Below are 25,041 nucleotides of genomic sequence, written 5' to 3'. Positions count from 1 at the left end.
CCATCGTCAGACAATCTTTCCACACATAATTTCTTATAATAACGAAAAAGTGTAGAAAGGGGATTATGAAATGACTAGTGTTGAATGGTATGAAACAGCGAATGTAGACGACCAAAAATCGGGGGCGAGAAAAAGGCAATTATTTATAGGTTCCCTATTTTTTTTAACATCCTTCTTTTTAGCTCAATCTGTTGTGTTTGAAGCAGCTGTACCTTTCTCTGTACCTTTTTGGGCGATAATTCGCAGTAAGTATAAAGAGTATGCGAAATTCGTATTATTTGGCGGTTTAATAGGCTGCTATTTCCTAGGTTTTGGACAAGTCCTCATTCTAGCATTACAAATAGGCATGTACGAGTGTATAATGCGTTTCCGATATTGGCGACTCCCTCAAAGCATTGCCGTTTCTCTTGCTGTACTAAGCGTGCAAGTATTGTGGCAGGGCATCATGTACCAAGGTCTTCCGCCGGTGCTTGTGCAATTTTATGTAGGGTGTGAGGTAGCATTAGCACTTATTATGACGTTATTTATGCAAGTGCTTTTCGTCAACTCATATGAGTGGTTTACAAGCAATTGGACATATGAACGGCTTGGCTCAGCACTAGTTGTATTTGCAGCTATGCTAACAGGAATGCAAGCGGTCGTCATTAGCTATTTTTCATTGCCAATTTTTTTATTGCAACTACTAATTTGTTTTGGTGCATTTGTAGGAAGTGTGCCACTAGCGACAGTTATAGGAGCGATACTCGGAACGCTTATCGGGGTGGCCAAGCTATCGTTTACAGGGATGCTATCAGTAGCTACTTTAACAGGTCTTTGTGCAGGTATGGGAGCACGTGCAGGAAGATTTGGTGTGGCAATCGGTAGTATCTTGCCAAGTGTGTTTTTTTTATTTTATGATGCAACATTGCCTTTAGATAGCGTGTATTTCACTTCAATTGCTATAGGCAGTATTATTTTTTTAGTTATTCCTAAAAGCTATTCAGATAAAGTACGGAATAAGCTTTTTCCAAAACGGGAAGAAGTGTTATTAGCAAGGCAGCATTGGTTGACAGAGCATGTTACATTTAAGCTAGAGCACTTTCAACACTTTGTTCATTTCATGAAAGAGCTAGTCTTTGAACGCTTTATGACAGCCCCTGTAGCGGTGAAAGAGGAAGTAGCCCCTATGAATACATGTTTAAGCTGTTTTCGCCATGATCGGTGCTGGGGGGCACAAAATAATGGCATGGACAAGCTTATGACGGATTGGTTTCATATGAAAGGGGTAGGGAAGGAATCAGCTATCCACCGAGTGGAAGAACAAATACGTTATAAATGTGTTAAATCAACGAAAATATTCGAGGAGTTAGATACTGAACTTTATAGAGAGCGTATTAATGGCCAGTATTTTCATGGTAAAAAAATGATTGCGCTACAGCTACGTGATATGAGTAATCACCTTAATCAGCTCATCGCTGAGATGAAAGAAGAAACGATCTCATTCGTTAGTGTGGAGAAGGATATTGTACAACGATTGAAGGATGCCCATATAGAATGTTTTCAACTTGATGTGCTGAGCAATAAGGCAGGAGCGCGAAAAATAGTGTGTGCATTAGCACCTGCACGTGTCGATTGGGAAGAGGATACGACATTGGCTGAACGTATGATTTTACCAATTTTATACGATATTTTTGATGAACCATTTGAAATTGAAAAAGTAGTTGAGTGTGATGTACCATTTCGTCACATACAAGTAAGCTTTAGGTCAGCTATTAGCTTTGAAGTAGAGTATGATATATATAGCATGTCAAAAGATGCAACACTCTACTCTGGTGACTCCCATGCGCTGTTTCAACTGCATCCAGGGCTATTTGCAATATTATTGTCCGATGGTATGGGTCAGAGTAAAGAAGCACAGCATGAGAGTAGAAAATTGATTCATTTAATGCGGGAATGTTTGAATTTTAATATGAATCCCGAGACTGCTATGCATACATTGCATTATGTGATGTCACTTAAACAACAAGATGATATGTATGCAACACTTGATTTTGCTCTAGTGGATTTACAACATGGTGATTTATGGTCGTGGAAGGCGGGGGGAATGTCCACCTATATTTTACGAGGTAAAGAGGTGTTGAAAGTAGAAAGTAACGCAGCGCCAGTCGGCTTTTTGTCGATTTCAGCGGTTGAGGCTGAAAAAAGAAAGCTTAAGGCAGGCGACGTCATTCTTATGCATTCAGATGGTCTGTTTTCAAGTGTTGCCGATTGGGATGAACAGGAAGAAGCATTTTTAGCGTTCGCACAACAGGTAGCAAGCACAAATAAAACAATCCAAGATAAATTAACAACCATTATGCAGTCCTTCCAGACGTATTATGAAATAGAAGATGACTGTACAGTGTTGATGTTAGAAGTTACCCACGTCGTACCAACATGGGCGGTATTTAAACCGGTTCAATATTCCATGAGTAAATCGTCATAACAGAAAACGAAAAGGGGAGGAGAAGCGTTTGTCATTTGAATTAAAAGTTAAACAATTTATTGATGAAGAGCAATTACTACAGCAAGACGATCATCTTCTCATCGCCGTTTCGGGTGGTGTAGATTCAATGGCATTACTCCATTACTTTGTTAAAACAAAAGAACAATGGGGGATTGAAATCGAGGCAGTGCATGTCGATCATATGTTAAGGGGTGAGGCATCAGCTGAGGATCGAGCTTTTGTGCAAAACTATTGTGATAAATATGGTATTGTCTTGCATTCAACAGCGATTCCAATTCCAGAAATTATAGCGTCAGAAAATGGCAACTCACAGCTGATTTGTCGTAGAGAACGTTATCGTTATTTTGGAGAGATCATACATACAACGAAGGCAACCAAGCTTGTAACTGCACATCATGCGGACGACCAACTGGAGTCAGTATTAATGGCCCTGACGAAAAATGCCACGATGAATAGTATGCAAGGTATTCGCTCACAGCGTTTTTTTGAAGGAAAATCATTAATTCGTCCGTTTTTAACGGTTACAAAGTCCGAAATAAGGGAATATTTACAGAAGCAAGGCTTGAATTATCGTGAAGACGCGAGCAATACGAAAGATTCCTACGTAAGAAATCGCTTTAGACACCACGTAGTACCACTATTGGAAGCGGAAAACCCACGGGTAGCTGAGCAGACGAGTCGTTTTACAAAGCATTTACAAGAGGATGATGCGTACTTAATGACACTTGCGCAAGACATATTTTCAAAAACAGTAAAATTATACAATGGAAATATGTATAGTATGGAGATAGAAACGTTTGAAATGGTAGCACCTGCTTTACAAAGGAGGCTCATTTTAATACTATTAAACTATCTTTACAAAGATTCAAATACGATACAAAGTTATGCTATCTTAACTTCGCTTTCAAAGCTTTGTGAAACAACATCTGGGTATGCTGAAATTCACTTGCCAGAAGGTTTTATAGCAGTTCGCCGTTATGGCAAATTGACGATTCAGAAAAGCGAAACATTAGAAAGTGAAATTTATCCTGAAAATGGATTTGTTTTGACTGCTGATGGAGGGACGATATTGACAAATGGTGTTCATCTATCTGTCGTTCGGCTATCTGAATTAGCACCTGAATTGCTTACGGACTCTGCACAACTTTTTTACTTTAACGCTAATAAACTTACACTTCCACTCTATATTAGGGCACGTAAGGAAGGAGACCGAATGCTGTTAAAAGGAATGGATAAGCCCAAACGTTTATCTCGCCTTTTTATAGATGAAAAGATTCCTTTAAATGAGCGAAATAGCTGGCCGTTACTGATTTCTCAATCTGACGAGGTCGTAGCGGTAATTGGTGTGCGTATGGGTATTTACTTTTCAACTACCCCGCAGCCAAGCGATGATACAGTGCTCATCGTAGACTAATGGTCTTTGTAAAATATTTCACCTACATACAGGTTGAAAATTTTTGAAACAACACGAGGAGGAATCGATATGTTACAAAATGACATCGAAAAAATTATGATTACTGAAGAACAACTGCAAGAAAGAATCGCTGTGCTAGGTGCCCAATTAACAGAGGAATATAAAGATTCATTCCCGTTAGCTGTTGGCGTACTTAAAGGTGCGATGCCATTTATGACAGACTTGATGAAACGTTTCGATTCTTTTATTGAGCTAGATTTTATGGATGTTTCTAGCTATGGTAATGCCACTGTTTCATCTGGCGAAGTAAAGATTTTAAAGGATTTAAATACAAGTGTTGAAGGGCGTGACGTATTAATTATCGAGGACATCATCGATAGCGGATTAACGCTTAGCTACTTAGTAGATCTATTTAAGTATCGTAAAGCAAAATCAATCAAAATTGTTACTCTTTTAGACAAACCGTCAGGACGAAAAGTAAATCTTGCTGCTGACTATGTTGGCTTCAAAGTTCCAGATGGCTTTGTAGTTGGTTATGGTTTAGACTACGCGGAAAAATACCGCAACTTACCATACATCGGTATTTTAAAACCGGAAGTTTATTCGTTTTAATGCTTAAATATCCACTCAATTTTACGAGTGGGTACAAGTTAATGCCTCCAGCGGCTGACATAGGTGTTGTGTTGTTAAGATACAATTCAATTACGGGCACACAAAAGCTGTGCCAAAAAGGAATCACCGGGTGCAAATAGGCTGGGATTTTAATTAGTAGGAATAAATATGTTTAGATTTCGACAAAATTCGAACGAAACTTTTTTTAAGTAAGGCTTTTCGTTGTATGATGAAATCATGATATGTTAAGATTTTACTTATAATTTTTCTGTTTGTAATGAGGAGGCTGGAGATGAATCGAATATTTCGATATACCATATTCTATTTACTGATTTTCCTAGTGATCATTGGTATATTTGGTACTTTCAACGGTGGTAAATCACCGACGAATGAAATTACTTACCCAGAGTTTTTAGAAGCTCTTGATAAGAATGAAATTACAGAAGCAAAAATTCAACCTGATAAATCAGTATATATTGTTGAAGGTTCCATGAAAGGTTATGAAAAAGGCGAAAGTTTTACAGTTAACCTTCCCCGTGATAACCAATCATTGATGGATCGAATCGATGCAGCTGCTAAGGATAAGAATAGCAATATAGATTTCTTGAAAGCACCAGAAACGAGTGGATGGGTACAGTTCTTTACAGGTATTATTCCATTCATCATTATCATCTTCTTATTCTTCTTCCTAATGAGTCAATCTCAAGGTGGCGGCAATAAAGTAATGAGCTTTGGTAAAAGTAAAGCTAAGCTTTATGATGACCAAAAGAAAAAAGTTCGTTTTACTGATGTAGCGGGTGCAGATGAAGAGAAAGCGGAGCTTGTAGAGGTTGTAGATTTCTTAAAAGATCACCGCAAATTCACTGAAATTGGTGCTCGTATTCCAAAAGGTATCTTACTTGTAGGTCCTCCGGGTACAGGTAAAACATTACTTGCTCGTGCAGTAGCTGGTGAAGCTGGCGTTCCATTCTTCTCGATTTCAGGTTCTGACTTCGTAGAAATGTTTGTCGGCGTAGGTGCTTCGCGTGTGCGTGATTTATTTGAAAATGCAAAGAAAAATGCTCCATGTATCATTTTCATTGATGAAATTGATGCTGTTGGTCGTCAACGTGGCGCCGGTCTTGGTGGTGGACACGATGAACGTGAGCAAACATTGAACCAATTACTAGTTGAAATGGATGGCTTCGGTGCGAACGAAGGTATTATTATTATCGCTGCAACAAACCGTCCAGATATTTTAGATAAAGCGTTATTACGTCCAGGTCGTTTTGACCGTCAAATTACAGTAGGACATCCTGATGTAAAAGGTCGTGAAGCAATTCTAAAAGTGCATGCACGCAATAAGCCACTTTCTGATTCAGTGGATTTAGCAGCTGTAGCACAACGTACACCGGGATTCTCTGGTGCCGATTTAGAAAACTTATTAAACGAAGCCGCTCTTGTAGCTGCTCGTAAAAGTAAACGTTCGATTAATATGGCAGATATCGATGAGGCATCTGACCGTGTAATCGCAGGTCCAGCAAAAGCTAGCCGCGTTTACTCAGCAAAAGAGAAAAAACTTGTATCCTTCCATGAAGCTGGTCACGTTGTAGTTGGTCTAGAACTTGATGAAGCGGATACAGTTCATAAAGTAACGATTGTACCACGCGGTCAAGCGGGTGGTTATGCAATTATGTTACCGAAGGAAGAGCGTTTCTTTACTACGAAACAAGAGCTTTTAGACCGTATTGCAGGACTACTTGGTGGTCGTGTGGCGGAGGAAATTGTGCTAGGTGAAGTATCTACAGGAGCTCATAATGACTTCCAAAAGGTAACAAGTATTGCGCGCGCTATGGTTACTGAATATGGTATGAGTGAAAATCTTGGAGCAATGCAGTTTGGGTCAAGTCAAGGAGGGAATGTATTCCTTGGTCGTGACTTCAATTCAGATCAAAACTACTCTGATTCAGTTGCTTATGAAATCGATAAAGAAATGCAAAAAATTATCGATACGCAATATGAACGTACTAAACGTATTCTGACAGAAAACCGTCAGTTACTTGATTTAATTGCGACAACATTAATGGAAAAAGAAACATTAAATGCGCAAGAAATTGAGCATTTACGTGATCATGGTGTCCTGCCAGAACCGGAAGCGGTGGAAAACGCTGAAGACGAAGCGCCAAAAGCTGAAGCACAACCGTCATTAGAAAAAGTCGGAAAACCTGTTCTTGAAAAAGAATTGCTAAGTGATGCGCCAACTCCAACAACAGCGGATTTACCAAAAGAAGGTTTGGATCAAACTGATTCTCCAAAAGGAATCGACGAAAAACGTGAGTAATCACGTAAAAGACTGCTTATGAATTTTCATAAGCAGTCTTTTTCTTTGCCTTTTTTTAGTTTGAAGCATTAGGATATAAATAGTATATTATGCATCTGCATAATGGATTGGAGTGTTGAACATGGGAAATGTAACATTGAACAATGGTCTAGAAATGCCTTTAGTAGGCTATGGTGTCTTCCGTGTGCCAGATGGAGATGATTTGGCTGAGGCTGTTAAAACTGCTATCGCAAAAGGTTACCGTAGTATAGATACTGCGCAAGTGTACCGTAATGAAGAAAGTGTTGGGCGAGGAATTCGCGTAGCAATTGATGAAGGACTCGTTTCGCGCGATGAACTTTTTGTAACTTCTAAAGTTTGGAATGATGGACTTTCTTATGAAGAGACACTTGCCGCATATGATAGTAGTTTAGAAAAACTAGGCTTAGATTATTTAGATTTATATTTAATTCATTGGCCAGGCTTAGATACGAACTATATTGAGGCATATAAAGCACTTGAAAAAATTTATCAGGACGGCCGTGTTCGTTCGATAGGTGTAAGTAATTTCCATGTGCATCATTTAGAACTTTTATTAAAAGAAACTACGGTTATTCCAGTCATCAATCAGATTGAATTCCACCCTCATTTAACGCAAGAAGAAGTGCGTCACTACTGTAAAGAACACGGTATTCAAGTAGAAGCGTGGTCACCTTTAATGAATGGTTCATTGTTAGAGGAAGAGTTGATTCAACAGTTAGCAAGTAAATATAGTAAAACACCAGCGCAAATTGTTTTGCGATATGATGTTCAGCATGATATTGTAACAATTCCAAAAACAATGACACCAGCACGTATGACAGAGAACTTACATGTTTTTGATTTTGCTTTAACAGATGAGGAAATGGCACAGTTAGATGCAATGAACGACGGCCTACGTTGTGGTCCTGATCCTGAAAAATTTAATTTTAAATAATGATTAAGGAGCTACCTTCTAAAATGTAGAGTAGCTCCTTTTATCGTAAGTAGGAATGCTGTTTCATTGACTTAAAAGTGTGGTATCATTTTCTAAAGTGTTCAAACTTTATTTGGCGTTCATTGAAGCGCCTTCTTAAAATAAAGTAGGAGCGACTAGTCATGGAAGTGGATTTGCACTAATGTTAAATGCAAATTAGCACATGGCATAAAGGTGAATTTGATATGGAGGCATCGTCCATGATTTTAGTTTTGGATGCAGGAAATTCAAATATAGTATTGGGAGTCTATGATACCAATGACCAGCTAGCTTTCCATTGGCGAATGGTAACAGATCTTCGTAAAACAGAAGACGAATATGCGATGCAAGTACTTGCTTTTTTTAATCATGCAGGCATTTCATTTGAACAAATTACTGGCATTATTATATCCTCGGTTGTACCACCAATTATGTTTTCATTAGAATCGATGTGTCAAAAGTATTTTCGTAAAAAACCACTAGTAGTTGGACCAGGTGTAAAAACAGGATTAAATATTAAATATGAAAATCCTCGCGAGGTTGGTTCGGATCGTATTGTAAACGCTATAGCAGCACTAGATGCTTATAAAGCGCCGTTAATTATTGTGGATTTTGGTACAGCGACAACATATTGTTATTTGAATGAAAAAGGCGATTACATGGGTGGCGCTATTGCACCGGGAATTTCCATTTCAACTGAGGCACTTTATACGCAGGCAGCTAGGTTACCGCGTATTGAAATACTGCGTCCTACACATATTGTTGGAAAAACTACCGTTTCTGCGATGCAGGCGGGCATTTTTTATGGTTTTGTTGGGCAAGTTGAGGGCATTGTTAATCGCATGAAAGCACAAAGTAAGGAAGAGCCGCTTGTTATTGCAACAGGTGGATTAGCAAATTTAATTGCTGGAGAGACGCAAGCTATAGATGTAGTTGATCCATTTTTAACATTAAAAGGTTTATATAAATTATATAAACGTAACCAATAAGAAAAGAGGGACTTTTCATTTATGAAAGATTATTTAGTTCGCGGGTTAGGATTCAATGGGCAGGTGCGTGTTTTTGCAGCATGTACAACTGCAACAGTAGGGGAAGCACAACGTCGTCATAATACTTGGCCTGTTGTGTCGGCAGCTCTTGGTCGTTCAATGACGGCTGGTGTAATGATGGGAGCTATGTTAAAAGGTGAAGAGAAAATCACAATTAAAGTCGAAGGCAATGGTCCAATCGGTCCTATGGTGATTGACAGTAACGCACGTGGTGAAGTGCGCGGTTTTGTGACAAACCCTCACGTGCATTTTGACTTGAACGAACAAGGCAAATTAGATGTACGAGCTGGTGTTGGGTCAGAAGGTGCGTTAACGATTGTAAAAGATCTCGGCTTACGTGATATGTTCTCTGGACAAACACCTATTGTATCTGGCGAAATTGCAGAAGACTTTACTTACTATTTTGCTACATCTGAGCAGGTGCCTTCATCTGTAGGACTAGGCGTATTGGTAAATCCGGATAATTCAATTCTTGCAGCGGGTGGCTTTATTCTTCAGCTTATGCCAGGCTGTGAAGAAGAAACGATTGATGCAATCGAACAGCATTTAGCAACAATTGAACCTGTATCAAAAATGATTGAAAAAGGTTTTACACCAGAGCAAATTTTAGAGGCTGTACTAGGAGAAGGAAAAGTCCAAATTTTAGATTCAATGCCGGTTGAATTTAAATGTCAATGTTCAAAAGAGCGATTTGGAGCAGCAATTTTAGGCTTAGGTTCACAGGAAATTCAAGAAATGATCGATGAAGATGGCGAGGCAGAAGCACAATGTCACTTCTGCTTAGAAACATACCATTTCTCAAAAGAAGAATTAGAAGGGTTTATTGATGAGCTCAACGCGTAATCGTAGACCACAACCATCTTCAACATCAAACCAAACGCCTTTATTGCAACGCCGTTTAAAAACAAAACCGGCTTTAATAATTTTTACCATATTATTATTAGGAAATCTTTTATGGTTCATTGCTTGGTTAATTCCAAATAACGGTCAGGAAATCGGTAGCGACGAACAAGTCGCTGCCGTTGATGGCGATGTCATAACACGCCAAGAGTGGATGATTGCTATGGAAGAACGCTATGGTAAAGAGACACTCCAAAATTTAGTGAATGAATCAGTGATGGAAAAGGCAGCAGATAAATATAAAATAAAAGTGTCTGAAAAAGAAATTGATTTAGAGCTTGCGTTAATGCGTTCAGCTCAAGACAAATTCGATACAGCATTGCAAAATTTATCAGCTGAGCAGCTAAAACAGAAAATTCGCTCAGGTCTTATTTTAGATAAAGTACTGACAAAAGATGTAGTTATTAAAGAAGATAGTATAAAAAAATACTATGAAGAAAACAAAGCGTTATACAATACTGAAACAAGCTATCGCACGAATTTCATTGAGGTGGATTCAAAGAAGGCAGCTGACGAAGCGTTAAGTGAACTGAAAAATGGCTCTGATTTTTCTGTGCTTGCACGTGAAATTTCAATTGATAGCGCATCAGCAAGCTTAGGTGGAGATATCGGTTTCCTAACTGAAAAGCAGGGCAATATTGATCCAGCTATTTTGAAGGCAGCGAAAGCTTTATCTGCTAATGAGGTTAGTAAAGCATTTAAGCTAGATAACGGACATTACGGAATTGTGCAAGTTCAAGAAGTAATAGAAGGTCAATCCTTTACATATGACGATGTGAAAGAACATATCGAACGAGAGCTTGCGTTGGAGCAATTGCAACAATCTATAACACCAGAAGCATTTTGGTCGGAGTTTAAGGCAACTTGGTATTATGGTGAGGCAAAGAAATGATAAAAGGAAGCCAGGGAGTATCGTACTTTCTGGCTTCTAATAAATATTCTGAAAATATAAGTTTTATTGATTGACAATTCAACTAAAAAATTGATAAAATACAAAATAAGTAAAACCTATAAAAATAGTAGGGATTAGGAGTGGATTAATAAATGAGTAGATTAGCAAACTCGGTAGCTGAATTAGTTGGTAAAACACCAATCGTGAAATTAAATCATGCAACAGGTGAGAACGAAGGTACTGTTTATGTTAAATTAGAGTATTTTAACCCGGGAAGCTCTGTAAAAGACCGTTTAGCGTTAGCAATGATCGAAGCTGCTGAACAAGACGGTACGTTAAAACCAGGTGGCACTATTATTGAACCTACTTCAGGTAATACAGGGATTGGATTAGCAATGATCGCTGCAGCTAAAGGATATAAAGCAATCTTAGTAATGCCAGAAACAATGAGTTTAGAGCGCCGTAACCTATTGCGTGCATACGGTGCCGATTTAGTGTTAACACCTGGACCAGCAGGTATGAAAGGCGCTATTGCAAAGGCAGAAGAATTATCTGCAGAACACGGATACTTTTTACCACAACAATTCACAAACCCAGCTAACGCGGTTGTACACCGTTTAACTACAGGTCCAGAAATCGTAGAAGCATTTGATGGCTTAAAATTGGATGCATTTATTGCTGGCGTCGGTACAGGTGGTACGATTACAGGTGCTGGTAGCGTATTAAAAGAGAAATATCCAGAAATCGAAATTATTGCTGTTGAGCCGAAAGACTCTCCAGTACTTTCAGGAGGCCAACCAGGTCCACATAAAATCCAAGGTATTGGTGCTGGATTTGTGCCTGCAGTATTAGATACAGATGTTTATTCATCAGTATTTCCTGTGGAAAATGAAATTGCGTTTGATGTAGCTCGTAAAGTTGCGCGTGAAGAAGGTATTCTATGCGGTATTTCTTCAGGAGCGGCGATTTATGCAGCTATCGAAACTGCAAAACGTTTAGGTAAAGGCTCAAATGTGCTTGCAATTGTACCTTCAAACGGTGAGCGTTACCTATCTACACCTTTATATCAATTCGAAGACTAATTTGAATATAAAAAGGCTCACCTATGAGTCTTGCAAAAAGTAGGCAAACTCAATTTATTGAGTTTGCCTACTTTTTTTGGAACGGCGGTGACGACGCGCGAAAATAAATGACTTATCTTAAATGTTTGTCCTTTTGCGAAAACGACTTTAGACAGAAGAAGTAGGTTTATACTCAGCTCGAAATTTTTAGCACGCTGCGTTTTGTGGGATGTGTGACACTCCAGCAGGAGAATCAATATTTGCGGCAGGCGCCACCAAAAATAGTTGGAGACGTACCTGCTGAAAGGGAGTGCATGAAAACGAAATTAACAGTTTGTCTATACTCTAAAGGGACACCTATTAAAGGAGTCTTTTTATTTTTGCGTTTTTGTGAAAGAAACGGTGCGGTTGTTACTAAACGGTATTTGCATTGTGCTTGCAATCGGTTGTAATAAGTGGGGTGTTTATAGTTATTTTTTGTTAGCAAAAAAAATTCGCATCTTTTCATTTTTCTAGTTAAGATGGAATCACATCATATGATTCAAAGGGGAATAGCGACGTGAATACATTATCAACCAAAACGATGAAGATGGACGCAGATGCGTTTTTTTATAGCTATAAGAAGCAAATAGAACATGAACAAGCCCATGTTTTTTTAGAGAGTGGACGTGGGGGGCATTATTCGATTGCTGCTTGGCAACCTTTAGCAACAGCCCAATCAATTGAAGGTGGTCTGCTAGTGAAGTGGAGAAATGGGAACAGTGAAATGTTAACAGGCGAGCCGCTTGATTTACTAGAACAATTAGTAGCTACCTATCAAGTAACTTATGACCATGAGCTACCAGTTTTTCAGGGTGGTGCAATTGGCTTTGTGTCTTACGATTACGCTCGAAAAATTGAAGAGCTGCCTATAGTGGCATCGGATGATTTAATGGTGCCAGATATTTATTTTTATTTATTTGACTGTTGGGCGGTACATGATGTCACGACAAATGAAGTGACGCTTATGAAGTTAGCAGACAGTGATGTAGATTTAGAAGAGCGCGCACAAGCTTGGCAAGTTGCGGCACAGGAAGGTTTACATTTACGGAAATTTGAAAAGACAAGTGCTGTTGAAGTGGTGAATGATGAAAGTGAATTACTTGTGTCATTCGCAGGAACAGATTTTGAAGATGCAGTGGAAAAAATCCAAACGTATATAGCACAGGGTGACGTGTTTCAGGTGAATTTATCGGTGCGTCAATCTAAAAAGTTAAATGCTACTGCAATGGATGTTTATGAGGCATTACGTGCGTTTAATCCGTCACCATATATGGCATATATTGAAGCGCCTGAGTTTGCTGTTGTGTCGGGATCTCCTGAGTTGTTAGTGAAGCGCCAAGGTAATGAGTTATCAACACGACCAATAGCAGGTACGCGTCCGAGAGGAAAGTCAGAAGAGGAAGACATTGCATTGGCGAAAGAATTAATTGATAACGAGAAAGAACGAGCTGAGCATGTAATGCTTGTAGATTTAGAGCGTAATGATTTAGGGAGAGTTTCAGCATACGGTACTGTTGAAGTAGACGAGTTTATGGTGATTGAACGCTATTCACATGTCATGCATATTGTGTCAAATGTACGTGGTGAAATAGCTGACGGTAAGACAAATGCAGATGTTGTGCGAGCAATGTTCCCAGGCGGTACGATTACGGGGGCACCTAAAATTCGTACGATGGAAATTATTGAAGAACTGGAACCAGTATGTCGAGGATTATACACAGGTTCCATTGGCTGGCTAGGCTATACAGGGGATATGGAATTGAATATTGTTATTCGAACAGCATTTGTAAAAGACGGAATGGCTCATATACAAGCTGGTGCAGGTATTGTTATAGATTCTGTTCCAGAAAGAGAATACCAAGAGTCTTTAAATAAAGCAAAAGCGATGTGGCAGGCTAAGGCAATGGCAGAGGAGCGAGCAAAATGATTTTAATGATTGATAACTATGATTCTTTTACATATAATCTTGTGCAGTATTTTGGAGAATTTGGACATGAGTTAATAGTGAAAAGAAATGATTCGTTAACAGTTGAAGATATTGAAAAACTTGCGCCAGATATGATTGTTATTTCACCAGGACCTTGTAGTCCGAACGAAGCTGGTGAAAGTTTAAACATCATTCGATATTTCGCGGGAAATATTCCTATTTTAGGTGTTTGTCTCGGACATCAAGCAATTGCTCAAGTATTTGGAGGTAATGTTATTCGTGCAGAGCGTTTAATGCATGGTAAAACGTCTCCCGTTTTACATGCGGAAATAGGTCTACATGCAAGTATGCCAAATCCATTTAAAGCAACACGTTATCATTCCCTTATTGTGGAGAAAGAGTCATTACCAGAATGCTTTGACGTAACTGCATGGACTGAAGAAGGAGAAATTATGGGTATTCGCCATAAAGACTATCCAATTGAAGGTGTTCAATATCATCCGGAATCTATTATGACGGAACAGGGGAAAAAGCTACTGCGTCATTTTATCGAATTGTACGTACAAGGAGCGAAGTAAAATGCAGTGCTGGATTAATGGAAACTACGTAGCGGCGGATGAATTACGAATCTCACCATTTGACCACGGCTTTTTATATGGGTTAGGTTTTTTTGAGACATTTCGTACTTACAATGGAAAAGTGCTATTTTGGGATGCGCATATGGAAAGATTACAAGCGGCACTATCGCAATTCCATATTCACATGCCATATACAAAGCAGAATTTGCTTGCTGTTTTTGAACAACTAAATGCTTCGGCGGATGGAACAGATGGTTATTTTCGTGTAAATGTCTCTGCTGGTGAGCATGGTATTGGGTTACAGCCGAGGGAGTATACGCAACCAAATGTTATTGTCTTTCGTAAGGAATTACTTGATGCACCTCGTGGGCAAGAAAAAACAGCACAATGGCTAGAGACAAGACGCAATACGCCTGAAGGAGTCTATCGTGTAAAGTCACATCATTATGGCAATAACGTTTTAGGAAGATTTGAAATGCCTTCATTAGCCGTACAGGAAGGTTTCTTTTTAACAGAAGAAGGTTATGTTGCTGAAGGTGTCACATCAAATATTTTCTGGATGAAAGATGATATACTATATACGCCTTCATTAGAAGCTGGTATTTTGCCAGGGATTATACGAGCGTGGGTAATTGAGCGCGCACAATCACTTGGAATTGAAGTACAAGAAGGTCTTTTTACTAAAAATGATGTGGAACAAGGTAGCGAATGTTTTATTACAAACTCTGTGCAAGAGCTTGTTCCCATTTGTAGAATAGAAGATATACAGTTATTAGGTAATAAAGGACCTATTTATTTGCGTTTACATGAAGCGTTTGTCAAAGAAGTGGAACAAGAATAGAAGGAGCGTCAAAATGCTAGAAAAATATATAACACCGTTAACGATTAACGGGATTACATTAGACTATACAAGCGAAACATACGTAATGGGTATTTTAAATGTCACTCCGGATTCTTTTTCAGATGGAGGAAAATACAATAACGTCGAGGCGGCAGTAGAACAAGCTAAAAAAATGGTCGCTGATGGTGCGAAAATTATTGATGTAGGCGGAGAATCGACACGCCCTGGCTATGAGCGCATTTCTGATGAAGATGAAATTGCTCGCATTGTACCAGTAATTCAGGCACTCATAGCAGAAGTGCCAGCGATTATTTCAGTTGATACTTATAAAGCAAACGTAGCGCGTGCCGCAATTGAAGCGGGTGCGCACATTATTAACGATATTTGGGGTGCAAAGTCAGAACCTGCAATTGCACAGGTTGCTGCAGAACTAAATGTACCTATAATTTTAATGCATAATCGTGAAAATATGGACTACGGAACTGATTTTTGGAAAACAGCAAAGGCTGATCTTGAAGAAAGTATCGCAATTGCGAAAAAGGCGGGTGTGCCGGACACGCATATTATTTTAGATCCAGGTATTGGGTTTGCTAAAACAACACCCCATAATATTGCAATGATGCAGCATCTTGCTGATTTAGTGGACATGGGTTACCCGGTGTTATTAGCAACTTCACGTAAATCGATGATCGGCAATGTATTACAGCTTCCTGTAGAAGAACGAATAGAAGGTACGACTGCAACCGTTGTTTACGGTATTGAAAAAGGCTGCCATATGATTCGTGTGCATGATGTGAAGGAAATGGCACGTGCTTCGCAGATGACAGATGTGTTAGTCGGCAAACGTGTATATGAGGAGGAAGCATAATGGACTATATTCATTTAAAGGACATGCAGTTTTATGGTTACCACGGTGTTTTAGCGGCAGAAACAACACTTGGTCAACGCTTTCGTGCCAATGTTTCGCTTGCAGTTGATATGACCGAGGCGGGAGAAACAGATGATTTAAAGTACACTGTAAATTATGCGGAAGTGTATGAGCTATGTCGTGACATTGTTGAAGGTGAACCATTTAAGTTAATTGAAGCACTTGTATCGAAAATTGCAAACAGTATACTTTCTGCTTATCCTGACAAGGTGAAAGGTGTTCGAGTTGAGCTCATCAAACCAGATCCTCCAATACATGGTTATTATAAAGAAGTTTCAGTTGAGCTTATTAGAGGTGATTTCTAATGAATGATGTATATCTATCAATTGGAACAAATATTGGTGAACGCTATGAAAACCTTCAGCATGCTATCGAACTTTTGATAGGAGAAGAAGGGGTAGAGGTTGTCCGTATATCTTCTATATATGAAACAGCGGCTGTAGGTTACACTGACCAAGCGGATTTTTTAAATATTGCGGTTTATATTAGAACGAGCTACTCTTCTTCGGAAATGCTAAAGGTTTGTCAGTCAGTAGAGAATGAGCTAGGTCGTGTTAGAGAGTTTCGATGGGGACCTCGAATCATTGACCTTGACATTTTGCTCTACAATCACGAAAATATTGAAACAGAGAGTTTGCTTGTGCCACATCCAAGAATGTATGAACGAGCTTTCGTATTAGTGCCACTAATAGAAATTACGCCTACACCAGTAGGAGAGCAATTACAACGAGCGCATGAAACGCTGAAACAGTTAAATTGCCAAGAGGAAGGCATAATGCTGTGGAAGGAATCATCGGATACGAGATTTATGCCGTCTATGAAGTAGCGAGCATAAGTGGGTGATGCCTTATTATTTGTGGTTAACTTAACAATAACTGTCTAAGCATTAACAATAGATCTTTAGGAATGTAGGGTAAAAGCCCGTAGAAGGAGGAAATCGACGTTGAGTCAGACAACTGAGAAGCCGTTTCAAATTGGCGATATTGTCATGGACAACCGTGTCGTCTTAGCACCAATGGCTGGGATTTGTAACTCTGCTTTCCGATTAACAGTAAAAGAATTCGGAGCAGGGCTTGTGTATGCCGAAATGATTAGTGATAAAGGGATCGTTAATAAAAACGAAAAAACGTTAGGTATGCTGTATATCGATGAACGAGAAAACCCCCTTTCATTACAAATTTTTGGTGGAGATAAAACGACATTAGTAGAAGCGGCGAAGTATGTAGACGAAAACACAACTGCTGACATTATTGATATTAATATGGGCTGTCCGGTTAATAAAATTATTAAGTGTGAAGCAGGCGCTCGTTTACTTTTAGATCCAAATAAAATTTACGAAATGGTAGCATCAGTTGTAGATGCTGTGAAAAAGCCAGTCAGCGTAAAAATGCGTATCGGCTGGGATGATGAGCATGTCTTTGCTATAGAAAACGCACAAGCTGTAGAACGTGCTGGCGCTTCAGCGGTAGCGGTTCATGGTCGTACCCGTGTGCAAATGTATGAAGGTAAAGCGAATTGGGATGTTATTCGTCAAGTAAAGGAAAATGTAAATATTCCTGTGCTTGGCAATGGTGACGTTGAAACACCGCAAGATGCAAAACGTATGCTTGATACAACGGGTGTGGATGCGGTTATGATAGGACGTGCGGCATTAGGTAATCCATGGATGATTTATCGTACCGTTCAATATCTTGAAACAGGTGAGTTAAAAGACGAGCCTGGGGTTCGTGAAAAAATGGATGTATGTTTATTGCACTTTGAACGTCTATTGCAACTAAAAGGCGAGAGTGTGGCTGTGCGCGAAATGCGTAAACACGCATCATGGTATTTAAAAGGTATTCGCGGTAATGGTAAAGCTCGTAGTGCCATTAACCAAACGGAAACAGCAGTAGAGCTACGTGCTATACTAAATGGGATTGTGCAAGAATATGAAGAGCTTGAGTCTGGAATTTTTGTGCCAGAGCAGAAAGAATTAATCGTATAAAGTGAAAAGAGGCGTCTCAATTTTATTTTGAGATGCCTCTTTTTTATGTGATTCATGGAAAGAAAGATATAGAACAAACTAGTGTATAAGGAATAAAACTTTTTATGCTCACTTTAATTTTTAGAATTATTAATAATTTTAACTCTTTTGGAAATTAAACCGAAACAGATGAATACAGCTTTAAAATTGTGTACAATAGAAATATTATGGACGTAAACGCGGACAATTTAATAAGGAGTGAAACAAGTGTCAAACATAGAAGAGTTAAATGATCAGCTTTTGGTGAGACGTCAAAAGATGACTGCTATTCAAGAGAACGGACAAGATCCATTTGGTAGTCGATTTGAACGTACACATTTATCTACAGAAGTGCGTGAACAATTCGCAGATCAAACAAAAGAACAGCTAGAAGAAAACTTACAAGAAGTTATTATCGCAGGTCGTATTATGACAAAGCGCGGTAAAGGGAAAGCTGGATTTGCACATATTCAAGATTTAGGTGGCCAAATTCAAATCTACGTTCGCCAGGACCATGTTGGTGAAGATGCTTATAACTTATTTAAACAAGCTGACCTAGGCGATATCGTTGGTGTACGTGGTAACGTATTCCGTACGCAAGTGGGAGAACTTTCAGTAAAAGCTGAAGGATTTACATTCCTAACAAAAGCGCTACGTCCTATGCCTGAAAAATTCCATGGCTTACAAGATGTAGAACAACGTTACCGTCAACGTTATTTAGATTTAATGACAAATGAAGATAGCAAAAATACATTTATTACACGTTCTAAAATTATCCGTGCTATTCGTAACTATTTAGATAACGCAGGTTATTTAGAGGTGGAAACACCAATGCTTCATACTATTGCTGGTGGTGCAGCGGCTCGTCCATTCATTACTCACCACAACGCACTTGATATGGAACTATATATGCGTATCGCTATCGAGTTGCACTTAAAACGTTTAATCGTTGGTGGACTAGAAAAAGTCTATGAAATCGGTCGTGTATTCCGTAACGAAGGTATCTCAACTCGTCATAATCCAGAGTTCACAATGATTGAACTGTACGAAGCTTACGCGGACTACAAAGATATTATGTCATTAACAGAAAACTTAATTGCACATGTAGCACAAGAAGTACTTGGTACAACGTTAGTTCAATACGGTGAAGATGAAATCAACCTAGCAGTTGGTTGGAGACGTGTTCACATGGTAGATGCTGTTAAAGAAGCTACAGGTGTAGATTTCTGGCAACCGATGACGAAAGAACAAGCTCAGGCACTTGCTCAAGAGCATGGAGTAGAAGTAAAGGCTGCGCATGAAGTCGGCCATATTATTAACGAATTCTTCGAGCAAAAAGTAGAAGAAACTCTTGTACAACCAACATTCGTGTTCGGTCACCCAGTAGAAATCTCTCCTTTAGCGAAGAAAAATCCAGAGGACGAGCGTTTTACAGATCGTTTTGAGTTGTTTATCGTGCGACGTGAGCATGCAAATGCCTTTACAGAACTAAATGACCCAATCGATCAACGCGAACGCTTTGAGGCGCAATTAGCTGAAAAAGAAGCTGGTAATGACGAAGCACACGAAATGGATAATGACTTTATTGAAGCTTTAGAATTCGGTATGCCGCCAACAGGTGGTTTAGGTATAGGTATCGACCGTTTAATCATGCTTCTTACAAACTCTCCATCAATTCGTGACGTATTATTATTCCCAACAATGCGCCACACTACAAAATAATATCTTATATAAGGAGATCCTTTATAAAAAGGGTCTCCTTATTTTATTGTGAAATTACAAAAACAGAGGTATAGTAAAATTAATGTTTTAGAGGAACAATAAATGCAAAAACATTGTAGCTAGAATAAGCTATTAATAGCTTACTAATGACGTTTTTTTTATAAAATGATATTTTTGTAGAAAAACACTTGCAGAGATTATAGAATCGTGTTAAATTATTACTTGTCGCTAAGACGACGCAACATTAAGTATTACAAACTATTAATAACATCACAAAAAAAGTGTTGACACCAACATTACATAGTGGTAAGATTTAAAAGTTGTCACTTCTTAAGGAAATAAAATATTTCAAAAAGTTGTTGACAAAGAAAATCGAAAATGTTATTATATAAAAGTTACTGAAAATAACTGGTAACGAAATGAACCTTGAAAACTGAACAAGCAAAACGTAATCAATATAGTTTTTAGTAGCTAACTTCGTTAGTGAACGAAACAAAATTTTGGACATCAAAATTGATGCCAGCAAAACAATTTGAGCTAATCAAATTTCTTTTATGGAGAGTTTGATCCTGGCTCAGGACGAACGCTGGCGGCGTGCCTAATACATGCAAGTCGAGCGAACAGATAAGGAGCTTGCTCCTTTGACGTTAGCGGCGGACGGGTGAGTAACACGTGGGCAACCTACCCTATAGTTTGGGATAACTCCGGGAAACCGGGGCTAATACCGAATAACTTGTTGTCTCTCATGAGACAATTCTAAAAGACGGTTTCGGCTGTCGCTATAGGATGGGCCCGCGGCGCATTAGCTAGTTGGTGAGGTAACGGCTCACCAAGGCGACGATGCGTAGCCGACCTGAGAGGGTGATCGGCCACACTGGGACTGAGACACGGCCCAGACTCCTACGGGAGGCAGCAGTAGGGAATCTTCCACAATGGGCGAAAGCCTGATGGAGCAACGCCGCGTGAGTGAAGAAGGATTTCGGTTCGTAAAACTCTGTTGTAAGGGAAGAACAAGTACAGTAGTAACTGGCTGTACCTTGACGGTACCTTATTAGAAAGCCACGGCTAACTACGTGCCAGCAGCCGCGGTAATACGTAGGTGGCAAGCGTTGTCCGGAATTATTGGGCGTAAAGCGCGCGCAGGTGGTTTCTTAAGTCTGATGTGAAAGCCCACGGCTCAACCGTGGAGGGTCATTGGAAACTGGGAGACTTGAGTGCAGAAGAGGATAGTGGAATTCCAAGTGTAGCGGTGAAATGCGTAGAGATTTGGAGGAACACCAGTGGCGAAGGCGACTATCTGGTCTGTAACTGACACTGAGGCGCGAAAGCGTGGGGAGCAAACAGGATTAGATACCCTGGTAGTCCACGCCGTAAACGATGAGTGCTAAGTGTTAGGGGGTTTCCGCCCCTTAGTGCTGCAGCTAACGCATTAAGCACTCCGCCTGGGGAGTACGGTCGCAAGACTGAAACTCAAAGGAATTGACGGGGGCCCGCACAAGCGGTGGAGCATGTGGTTTAATTCGAAGCAACGCGAAGAACCTTACCAGGTCTTGACATCCCATTGACCACTGTAGAGATACAGTTTTCCCTTCGGGGACAACGGTGACAGGTGGTGCATGGTTGTCGTCAGCTCGTGTCGTGAGATGTTGGGTTAAGTCCCGCAACGAGCGCAACCCTTGATCTTAGTTGCCATCATTTAGTTGGGCACTCTAAGGTGACTGCCGGTGACAAACCGGAGGAAGGTGGGGATGACGTCAAATCATCATGCCCCTTATGACCTGGGCTACACACGTGCTACAATGGACGATACAAACGGTTGCCAACTCGCGAGAGGGAGCTAATCCGATAAAGTCGTTCTCAGTTCGGATTGTAGGCTGCAACTCGCCTACATGAAGCCGGAATCGCTAGTAATCGCGGATCAGCATGCCGCGGTGAATACGTTCCCGGGCCTTGTACACACCGCCCGTCACACCACGAGAGTTTGTAACACCCGAAGTCGGTGAGGTAACCTTTTGGAGCCAGCCGCCGAAGGTGGGATAGATGATTGGGGTGAAGTCGTAACAAGGTAGCCGTATCGGAAGGTGCGGCTGGATCACCTCCTTTCTAAGGATATTTTCGGAATACAAACCTTGGGTTTGTAAGATTACGTTTTGCGTTCAGTTTTGAAGGTTCATCATTACGATGAAATACTTCAAAACTTGTTCTTTGAAAACTGGATAAAACGACATTGAAATTGTAACAAACACATTTATTTTTTTAAGTTTTTTATAGGCTTAATAACTAGGTTAAGTTATTAAGGGCGCACGGCGAATGCCTTGGCACTAGGAGCCGAAGAAGGACGGCACTAACACCGATATGCTTCGGGGAGCTGTAAGTGAGCTTTGATCCGGAGATTTCCGAATGGGGGAACCCACTACGTTTAATCGCGTAGTATCTTGACGTGAATACATAGCGTCTTGAAGGCAGACCCAGGGAACTGAAACATCTAAGTACCTGGAGGAAGAGAAAGAAAAATCGATTCCCTGAGTAGCGGCGAGCGAAACGGGAAGAGCCCAAACCAAGAGGCTTGCCTCTTGGGGTTGTAGGACACTCTATACGGAGTTACAAAGGAATGAGTTAGATGAAGCGACTTGGAAAGGTCCGCCAGAGCAGGTAAAAGCCCTGTAGTCGAAAGTTTATTCCCTCCAGAGTGGATCCTGAGTACGGCGGAACACGTGAAATTCCGTCGGAATCCGGGAGGACCATCTCCCAAGGCTAAATACTACCTAGTGACCGATAGTGAACCAGTACCGTGAGGGAAAGGTGAAAAGCACCCCGGAAGGGGAGTGAAAGAGATCCTGAAACCGTGTGCCTACAAGTAGTTAGAGCCCGTTAATGGGTGATAGCGTGCCTTTTGTAGAATGAACCGGCGAGTTACGATTACGTGCGAGGTTAAGCTTTATAAGGCGGAGCCGCAGCGAAAGCGAGTCTGAATAGGGCGAATTAGTACGTGGTCGTAGACCCGAAACCAGGTGATCTACCCATGTCCAGGGTGAAGGTGAGGTAACACTTACTGGAGGCCCGAACCCACGCACGTTGAAAAGTGCGGGGATGAGGTGTGGGTAGCGGAGAAATTCCAATCGAACTTGGAGATAGCTGGTTCTCTCCGAAATAGCTTTAGGGCTAGCCTCGTGATGAGAATACTGGAGGTAGAGCACTGTTTGGACTAGGGGGCCATCCCGGTTTACCGAATTCAGACAAACTCCGAATGCCAGATATTTATACACGGGAGTCAGACTGCGAGTGATAAGATCCGTAGTCAAAAGGGAAACAGCCCAGACCACCAGCTAAGGTCCCAAAGTAATCGTTAAGTGGAAAAGGATGTGGCGTTGCACAGACAACCAGGATGTTGGCTTAGAAGCAGCCATCATTTAAAGAGTGCGTAATAGCTCACTGGTCGAGTGACGCTGCGCCGAAAATGTATCGGGGCTAAACGATTCACCGAAGCTGTGGATTGACATCTACGATGTCAGTGGTAGGAGAGCGTTCTAAGTGCGTTGAAGTCAGACCGGAAGGACTGGTGGAGCGCTTAGAAGTGAGAATGCCGGTATGAGTAGCGAAAGACGGGTGAGAATCCCGTCCACCGTATGACTAAGGTTTCCTGAGGAAGGCTCGTCCGCTCAGGGTTAGTCGGGACCTAAGCCGAGGCCGATAGGCGTAGGCGATGGACAACAGGTTGATATTCCTGTACCACCTCCTCACCGTTTGAGAAATGGGGGGACGCAGTAGGATAGGGTAAGCGCGCCGTTGGTTGTGCGCGTCCAAGCAGTAAGGCGTGTGTGTAGGCAAATCCGCACACTGTAACGTTGAGCTGTGATGGCGAGTCCGTATGGACGAAGTTCCTGATTTCACACTGCCAAGAAAAGCCTCTATCGAGGTGAGAGGTGCCCGTACCGCAAACCGACACAGGTAGTCGAGGAGAGAATCCTAAGGTGTGCGAGAGAACTCTCGTTAAGGAACTCGGCAAAATGACCCCGTAACTTCGGGAGAAGGGGTGCTCTTGAGCGTGCAAGCGCACGAGAGCCGCAGTGAATAGGCCCAGGCGACTGTTTAGCAAAAACACAGGTCTCTGCAAAACCGTAAGGTGACGTATAGGGGCTGACGCCTGCCCGGTGCTGGAAGGTTAAGAGGAGTGGTTAGCGCAAGCGAAGCTGCGAATTGAAGCCCCAGTAAACGGCGGCCGTAACTATAACGGTCCTAAGGTAGCGAAATTCCTTGTCGGGTAAGTTCCGACCCGCACGAAAGGCGTAACGATCTGGGCACTGTCTCAACGAGAGACTCGGTGAAATTATAGTACCTGTGAAGATGCAGGTTACCCGCGACAGGACGGAAAGACCCCGTGGAGCTTTACTGTAGCCTGATATTGAATTTTGGTACAACTTGTACAGGATAGGTAGGAGCCAGAGATCTCGGAGCGCCAGCTTCGAAGGAGGCGTCGGTGGGATACTACCCTGGTTGTATTGAAATTCTAACCCATGCCCCTTAGCGGGGCAGGAGACAGTGTCAGGCGGACAGTTTGACTGGGGCGGTCGCCTCCTAAAAGGTAACGGAGGCGCCCAAAGGTTCCCTCAGAATGGTTGGAAATCATTCGTAGAGTGTAAAGGCACAAGGGAGCTTGACTGCGAGACCTACAAGTCGAGCAGGGTCGAAAGACGGGCTTAGTGATCCGGTGGTTCCGCATGGAAGGGCCATCGCTCAACGGATAAAAGCTACCCCGGGGATAACAGGCTTATCTCCCCCAAGAGTCCACATCGACGGGGAGGTTTGGCACCTCGATGTCGGCTCATCGCATCCTGGGGCTGTAGTCGGTCCCAAGGGTTGGGCTGTTCGCCCATTAAAGCGGTACGCGAGCTGGGTTCAGAACGTCGTGAGACAGTTCGGTCCCTATCCGTCGTGGGCGTAGGAAATTTGAGAGGAGCTGTCCTTAGTACGAGAGGACCGGGATGGACACACCGCTGGTGTACCAGTTGTCTTGCCAAAGGCATCGCTGGGTAGCTATGTGTGGACGGGATAAGTGCTGAAAGCATCTAAGCATGAAGCCCCCCTCAAGATGAGATTTCCCATTACGCAAGTAAGTAAGATCCCTCAAAGACGATGAGGTAGATAGGTTCGAGGTGGAAGTGTGGTGACACATGGAGCTGACGAATACTAATCGATCGAGGACTTAACCAAAAAAGTTTGAAACATTCAATGAAACGTTTATCCAGTTTTGAAAGAACAAGAAAGCTTTGAAAAAAGCTTGCATTTATAACATTT

The 25,041-nt window shown here is 41.2% G+C and carries 17 protein-coding genes and 2 rRNA genes; all 19 read left to right on the top strand.

Features of this window, described 5'->3' with window-relative positions; all coding sequences use genetic code 11:
• Positions 1-70: 70 nt before the first annotated feature.
• The 19 genes from NSQ74_RS03030 (at position 71) to NSQ74_RS02940 (ending at position 24,957) form a co-directional block, all read left to right on the top strand.
• The gene (locus NSQ74_RS03030; RefSeq protein WP_340821434.1) at positions 71-2,464 is read left to right on the top strand and encodes a SpoIIE family protein phosphatase; all 2,394 of its coding nucleotides are present in this window, start codon (positions 71-73) and stop codon (positions 2,462-2,464) included.
• 28 nt (positions 2,465-2,492) lie between these two features.
• A complete protein-coding gene (gene tilS / locus NSQ74_RS03025) occupies positions 2,493-3,899 on the top strand; it encodes a tRNA lysidine(34) synthetase TilS (protein WP_340821432.1) in 1,407 nt (468 codons plus the stop codon).
• Between the two features lie 69 nt (positions 3,900-3,968).
• Entirely contained in the window at positions 3,969-4,511 is a 543-nt protein-coding gene (gene hpt / locus NSQ74_RS03020) for a hypoxanthine phosphoribosyltransferase (RefSeq protein WP_228134267.1), read from the top strand.
• 292 nt (positions 4,512-4,803) lie between these two features.
• Positions 4,804-6,831, top strand: coding sequence for an ATP-dependent zinc metalloprotease FtsH (ftsH, locus tag NSQ74_RS03015; RefSeq protein ID WP_340821431.1), 2,028 nt, complete (start codon positions 4,804-4,806; stop codon positions 6,829-6,831).
• 121 nt (positions 6,832-6,952) lie between these two features.
• The gene (locus NSQ74_RS03010; protein ID WP_340821429.1) at positions 6,953-7,786 is read left to right on the top strand and encodes an aldo/keto reductase; all 834 of its coding nucleotides are present in this window, start codon (positions 6,953-6,955) and stop codon (positions 7,784-7,786) included.
• A gap of 239 nt (positions 7,787-8,025) precedes the next feature.
• A complete protein-coding gene (locus NSQ74_RS03005) occupies positions 8,026-8,793 on the top strand; it encodes a type III pantothenate kinase (protein WP_340821428.1) in 768 nt (255 codons plus the stop codon).
• Positions 8,794-8,814: 21 nt separating this feature from the next.
• Positions 8,815-9,696 carry an Hsp33 family molecular chaperone HslO gene (gene hslO / locus NSQ74_RS03000; RefSeq protein ID WP_340821427.1) on the top strand — a complete coding sequence of 294 codons (882 nt, stop codon included), beginning with the start codon at positions 8,815-8,817 and terminating at the stop codon, positions 9,694-9,696.
• On the top strand, positions 9,680-10,645 hold the full coding sequence (locus NSQ74_RS02995) for a peptidyl-prolyl cis-trans isomerase (RefSeq protein ID WP_340821425.1): 966 nt from the start codon (positions 9,680-9,682) through the stop codon (positions 10,643-10,645). The genes hslO and NSQ74_RS02995 overlap by 17 nt, the downstream gene beginning before the upstream one ends.
• A 152-nt stretch (positions 10,646-10,797) precedes the next feature.
• Positions 10,798-11,727 (top strand): cysteine synthase A, encoded by a 930-nt coding sequence (cysK, locus tag NSQ74_RS02990; protein WP_337980132.1) that lies wholly within the window; start codon positions 10,798-10,800, stop codon positions 11,725-11,727.
• 538 nt (positions 11,728-12,265) lie between these two features.
• Positions 12,266-13,675, top strand: coding sequence for an anthranilate synthase component I family protein (locus tag NSQ74_RS02985; RefSeq protein WP_445669052.1), 1,410 nt, complete (start codon positions 12,266-12,268; stop codon positions 13,673-13,675).
• A complete protein-coding gene (pabA, locus tag NSQ74_RS02980) occupies positions 13,672-14,253 on the top strand; it encodes an aminodeoxychorismate/anthranilate synthase component II (protein WP_340821424.1) in 582 nt (193 codons plus the stop codon). Before NSQ74_RS02985 ends, pabA begins: the two co-directional genes overlap by 4 nt.
• Before the next feature lies 1 nt (position 14,254).
• Positions 14,255-15,094, top strand: a complete 840-nt coding sequence (gene pabC, locus NSQ74_RS02975) for an aminodeoxychorismate lyase (protein ID WP_340821423.1) — start codon at positions 14,255-14,257, stop codon at positions 15,092-15,094.
• Between the two features lie 13 nt (positions 15,095-15,107).
• Complete coding sequence (gene folP / locus NSQ74_RS02970) at positions 15,108-15,962, top strand: dihydropteroate synthase (RefSeq protein ID WP_340821422.1); 855 nt, start codon at positions 15,108-15,110, stop codon at positions 15,960-15,962.
• Complete coding sequence (gene folB / locus NSQ74_RS02965; protein ID WP_340821420.1) at positions 15,962-16,327, top strand: dihydroneopterin aldolase; 366 nt, start codon at positions 15,962-15,964, stop codon at positions 16,325-16,327. The genes folP and folB overlap by 1 nt, the downstream gene beginning before the upstream one ends.
• Entirely contained in the window at positions 16,327-16,848 is a 522-nt protein-coding gene (folK, locus tag NSQ74_RS02960; RefSeq protein WP_340821418.1) for a 2-amino-4-hydroxy-6-hydroxymethyldihydropteridine diphosphokinase, read from the top strand. Before folB ends, folK begins: the two co-directional genes overlap by 1 nt.
• A 117-nt stretch (positions 16,849-16,965) precedes the next feature.
• On the top strand, positions 16,966-18,006 hold the full coding sequence (gene dusB / locus NSQ74_RS02955; protein WP_340821417.1) for a tRNA dihydrouridine synthase DusB: 1,041 nt from the start codon (positions 16,966-16,968) through the stop codon (positions 18,004-18,006).
• 237 nt (positions 18,007-18,243) lie between these two features.
• Positions 18,244-19,746: a lysine--tRNA ligase gene (lysS, locus tag NSQ74_RS02950; RefSeq protein WP_340821416.1), complete on the top strand. Its 1,503-nt coding sequence runs from the start codon at positions 18,244-18,246 to the stop codon at positions 19,744-19,746.
• Between the two features lie 551 nt (positions 19,747-20,297).
• A 16S ribosomal RNA gene (locus tag NSQ74_RS02945) occupies positions 20,298-21,849 on the top strand.
• Positions 21,850-22,029: 180 nt separating this feature from the next.
• Positions 22,030-24,957: ribosomal RNA gene (locus NSQ74_RS02940) — 23S ribosomal RNA — on the top strand.
• Together the 16S and 23S rRNA genes form the textbook arrangement of a ribosomal RNA operon.
• Positions 24,958-25,041 lie beyond the last annotated feature (84 nt).

Source organism: Lysinibacillus sp. FSL W8-0992, assembly GCF_038008685.1.
In the GTDB taxonomy this organism is placed as follows: domain Bacteria; phylum Bacillota; class Bacilli; order Bacillales_A; family Planococcaceae; genus Lysinibacillus.
The sequence above is the reverse complement of the archived record's forward strand: the minus strand, read 5'-3'. Positions and strand labels throughout refer to the sequence as shown.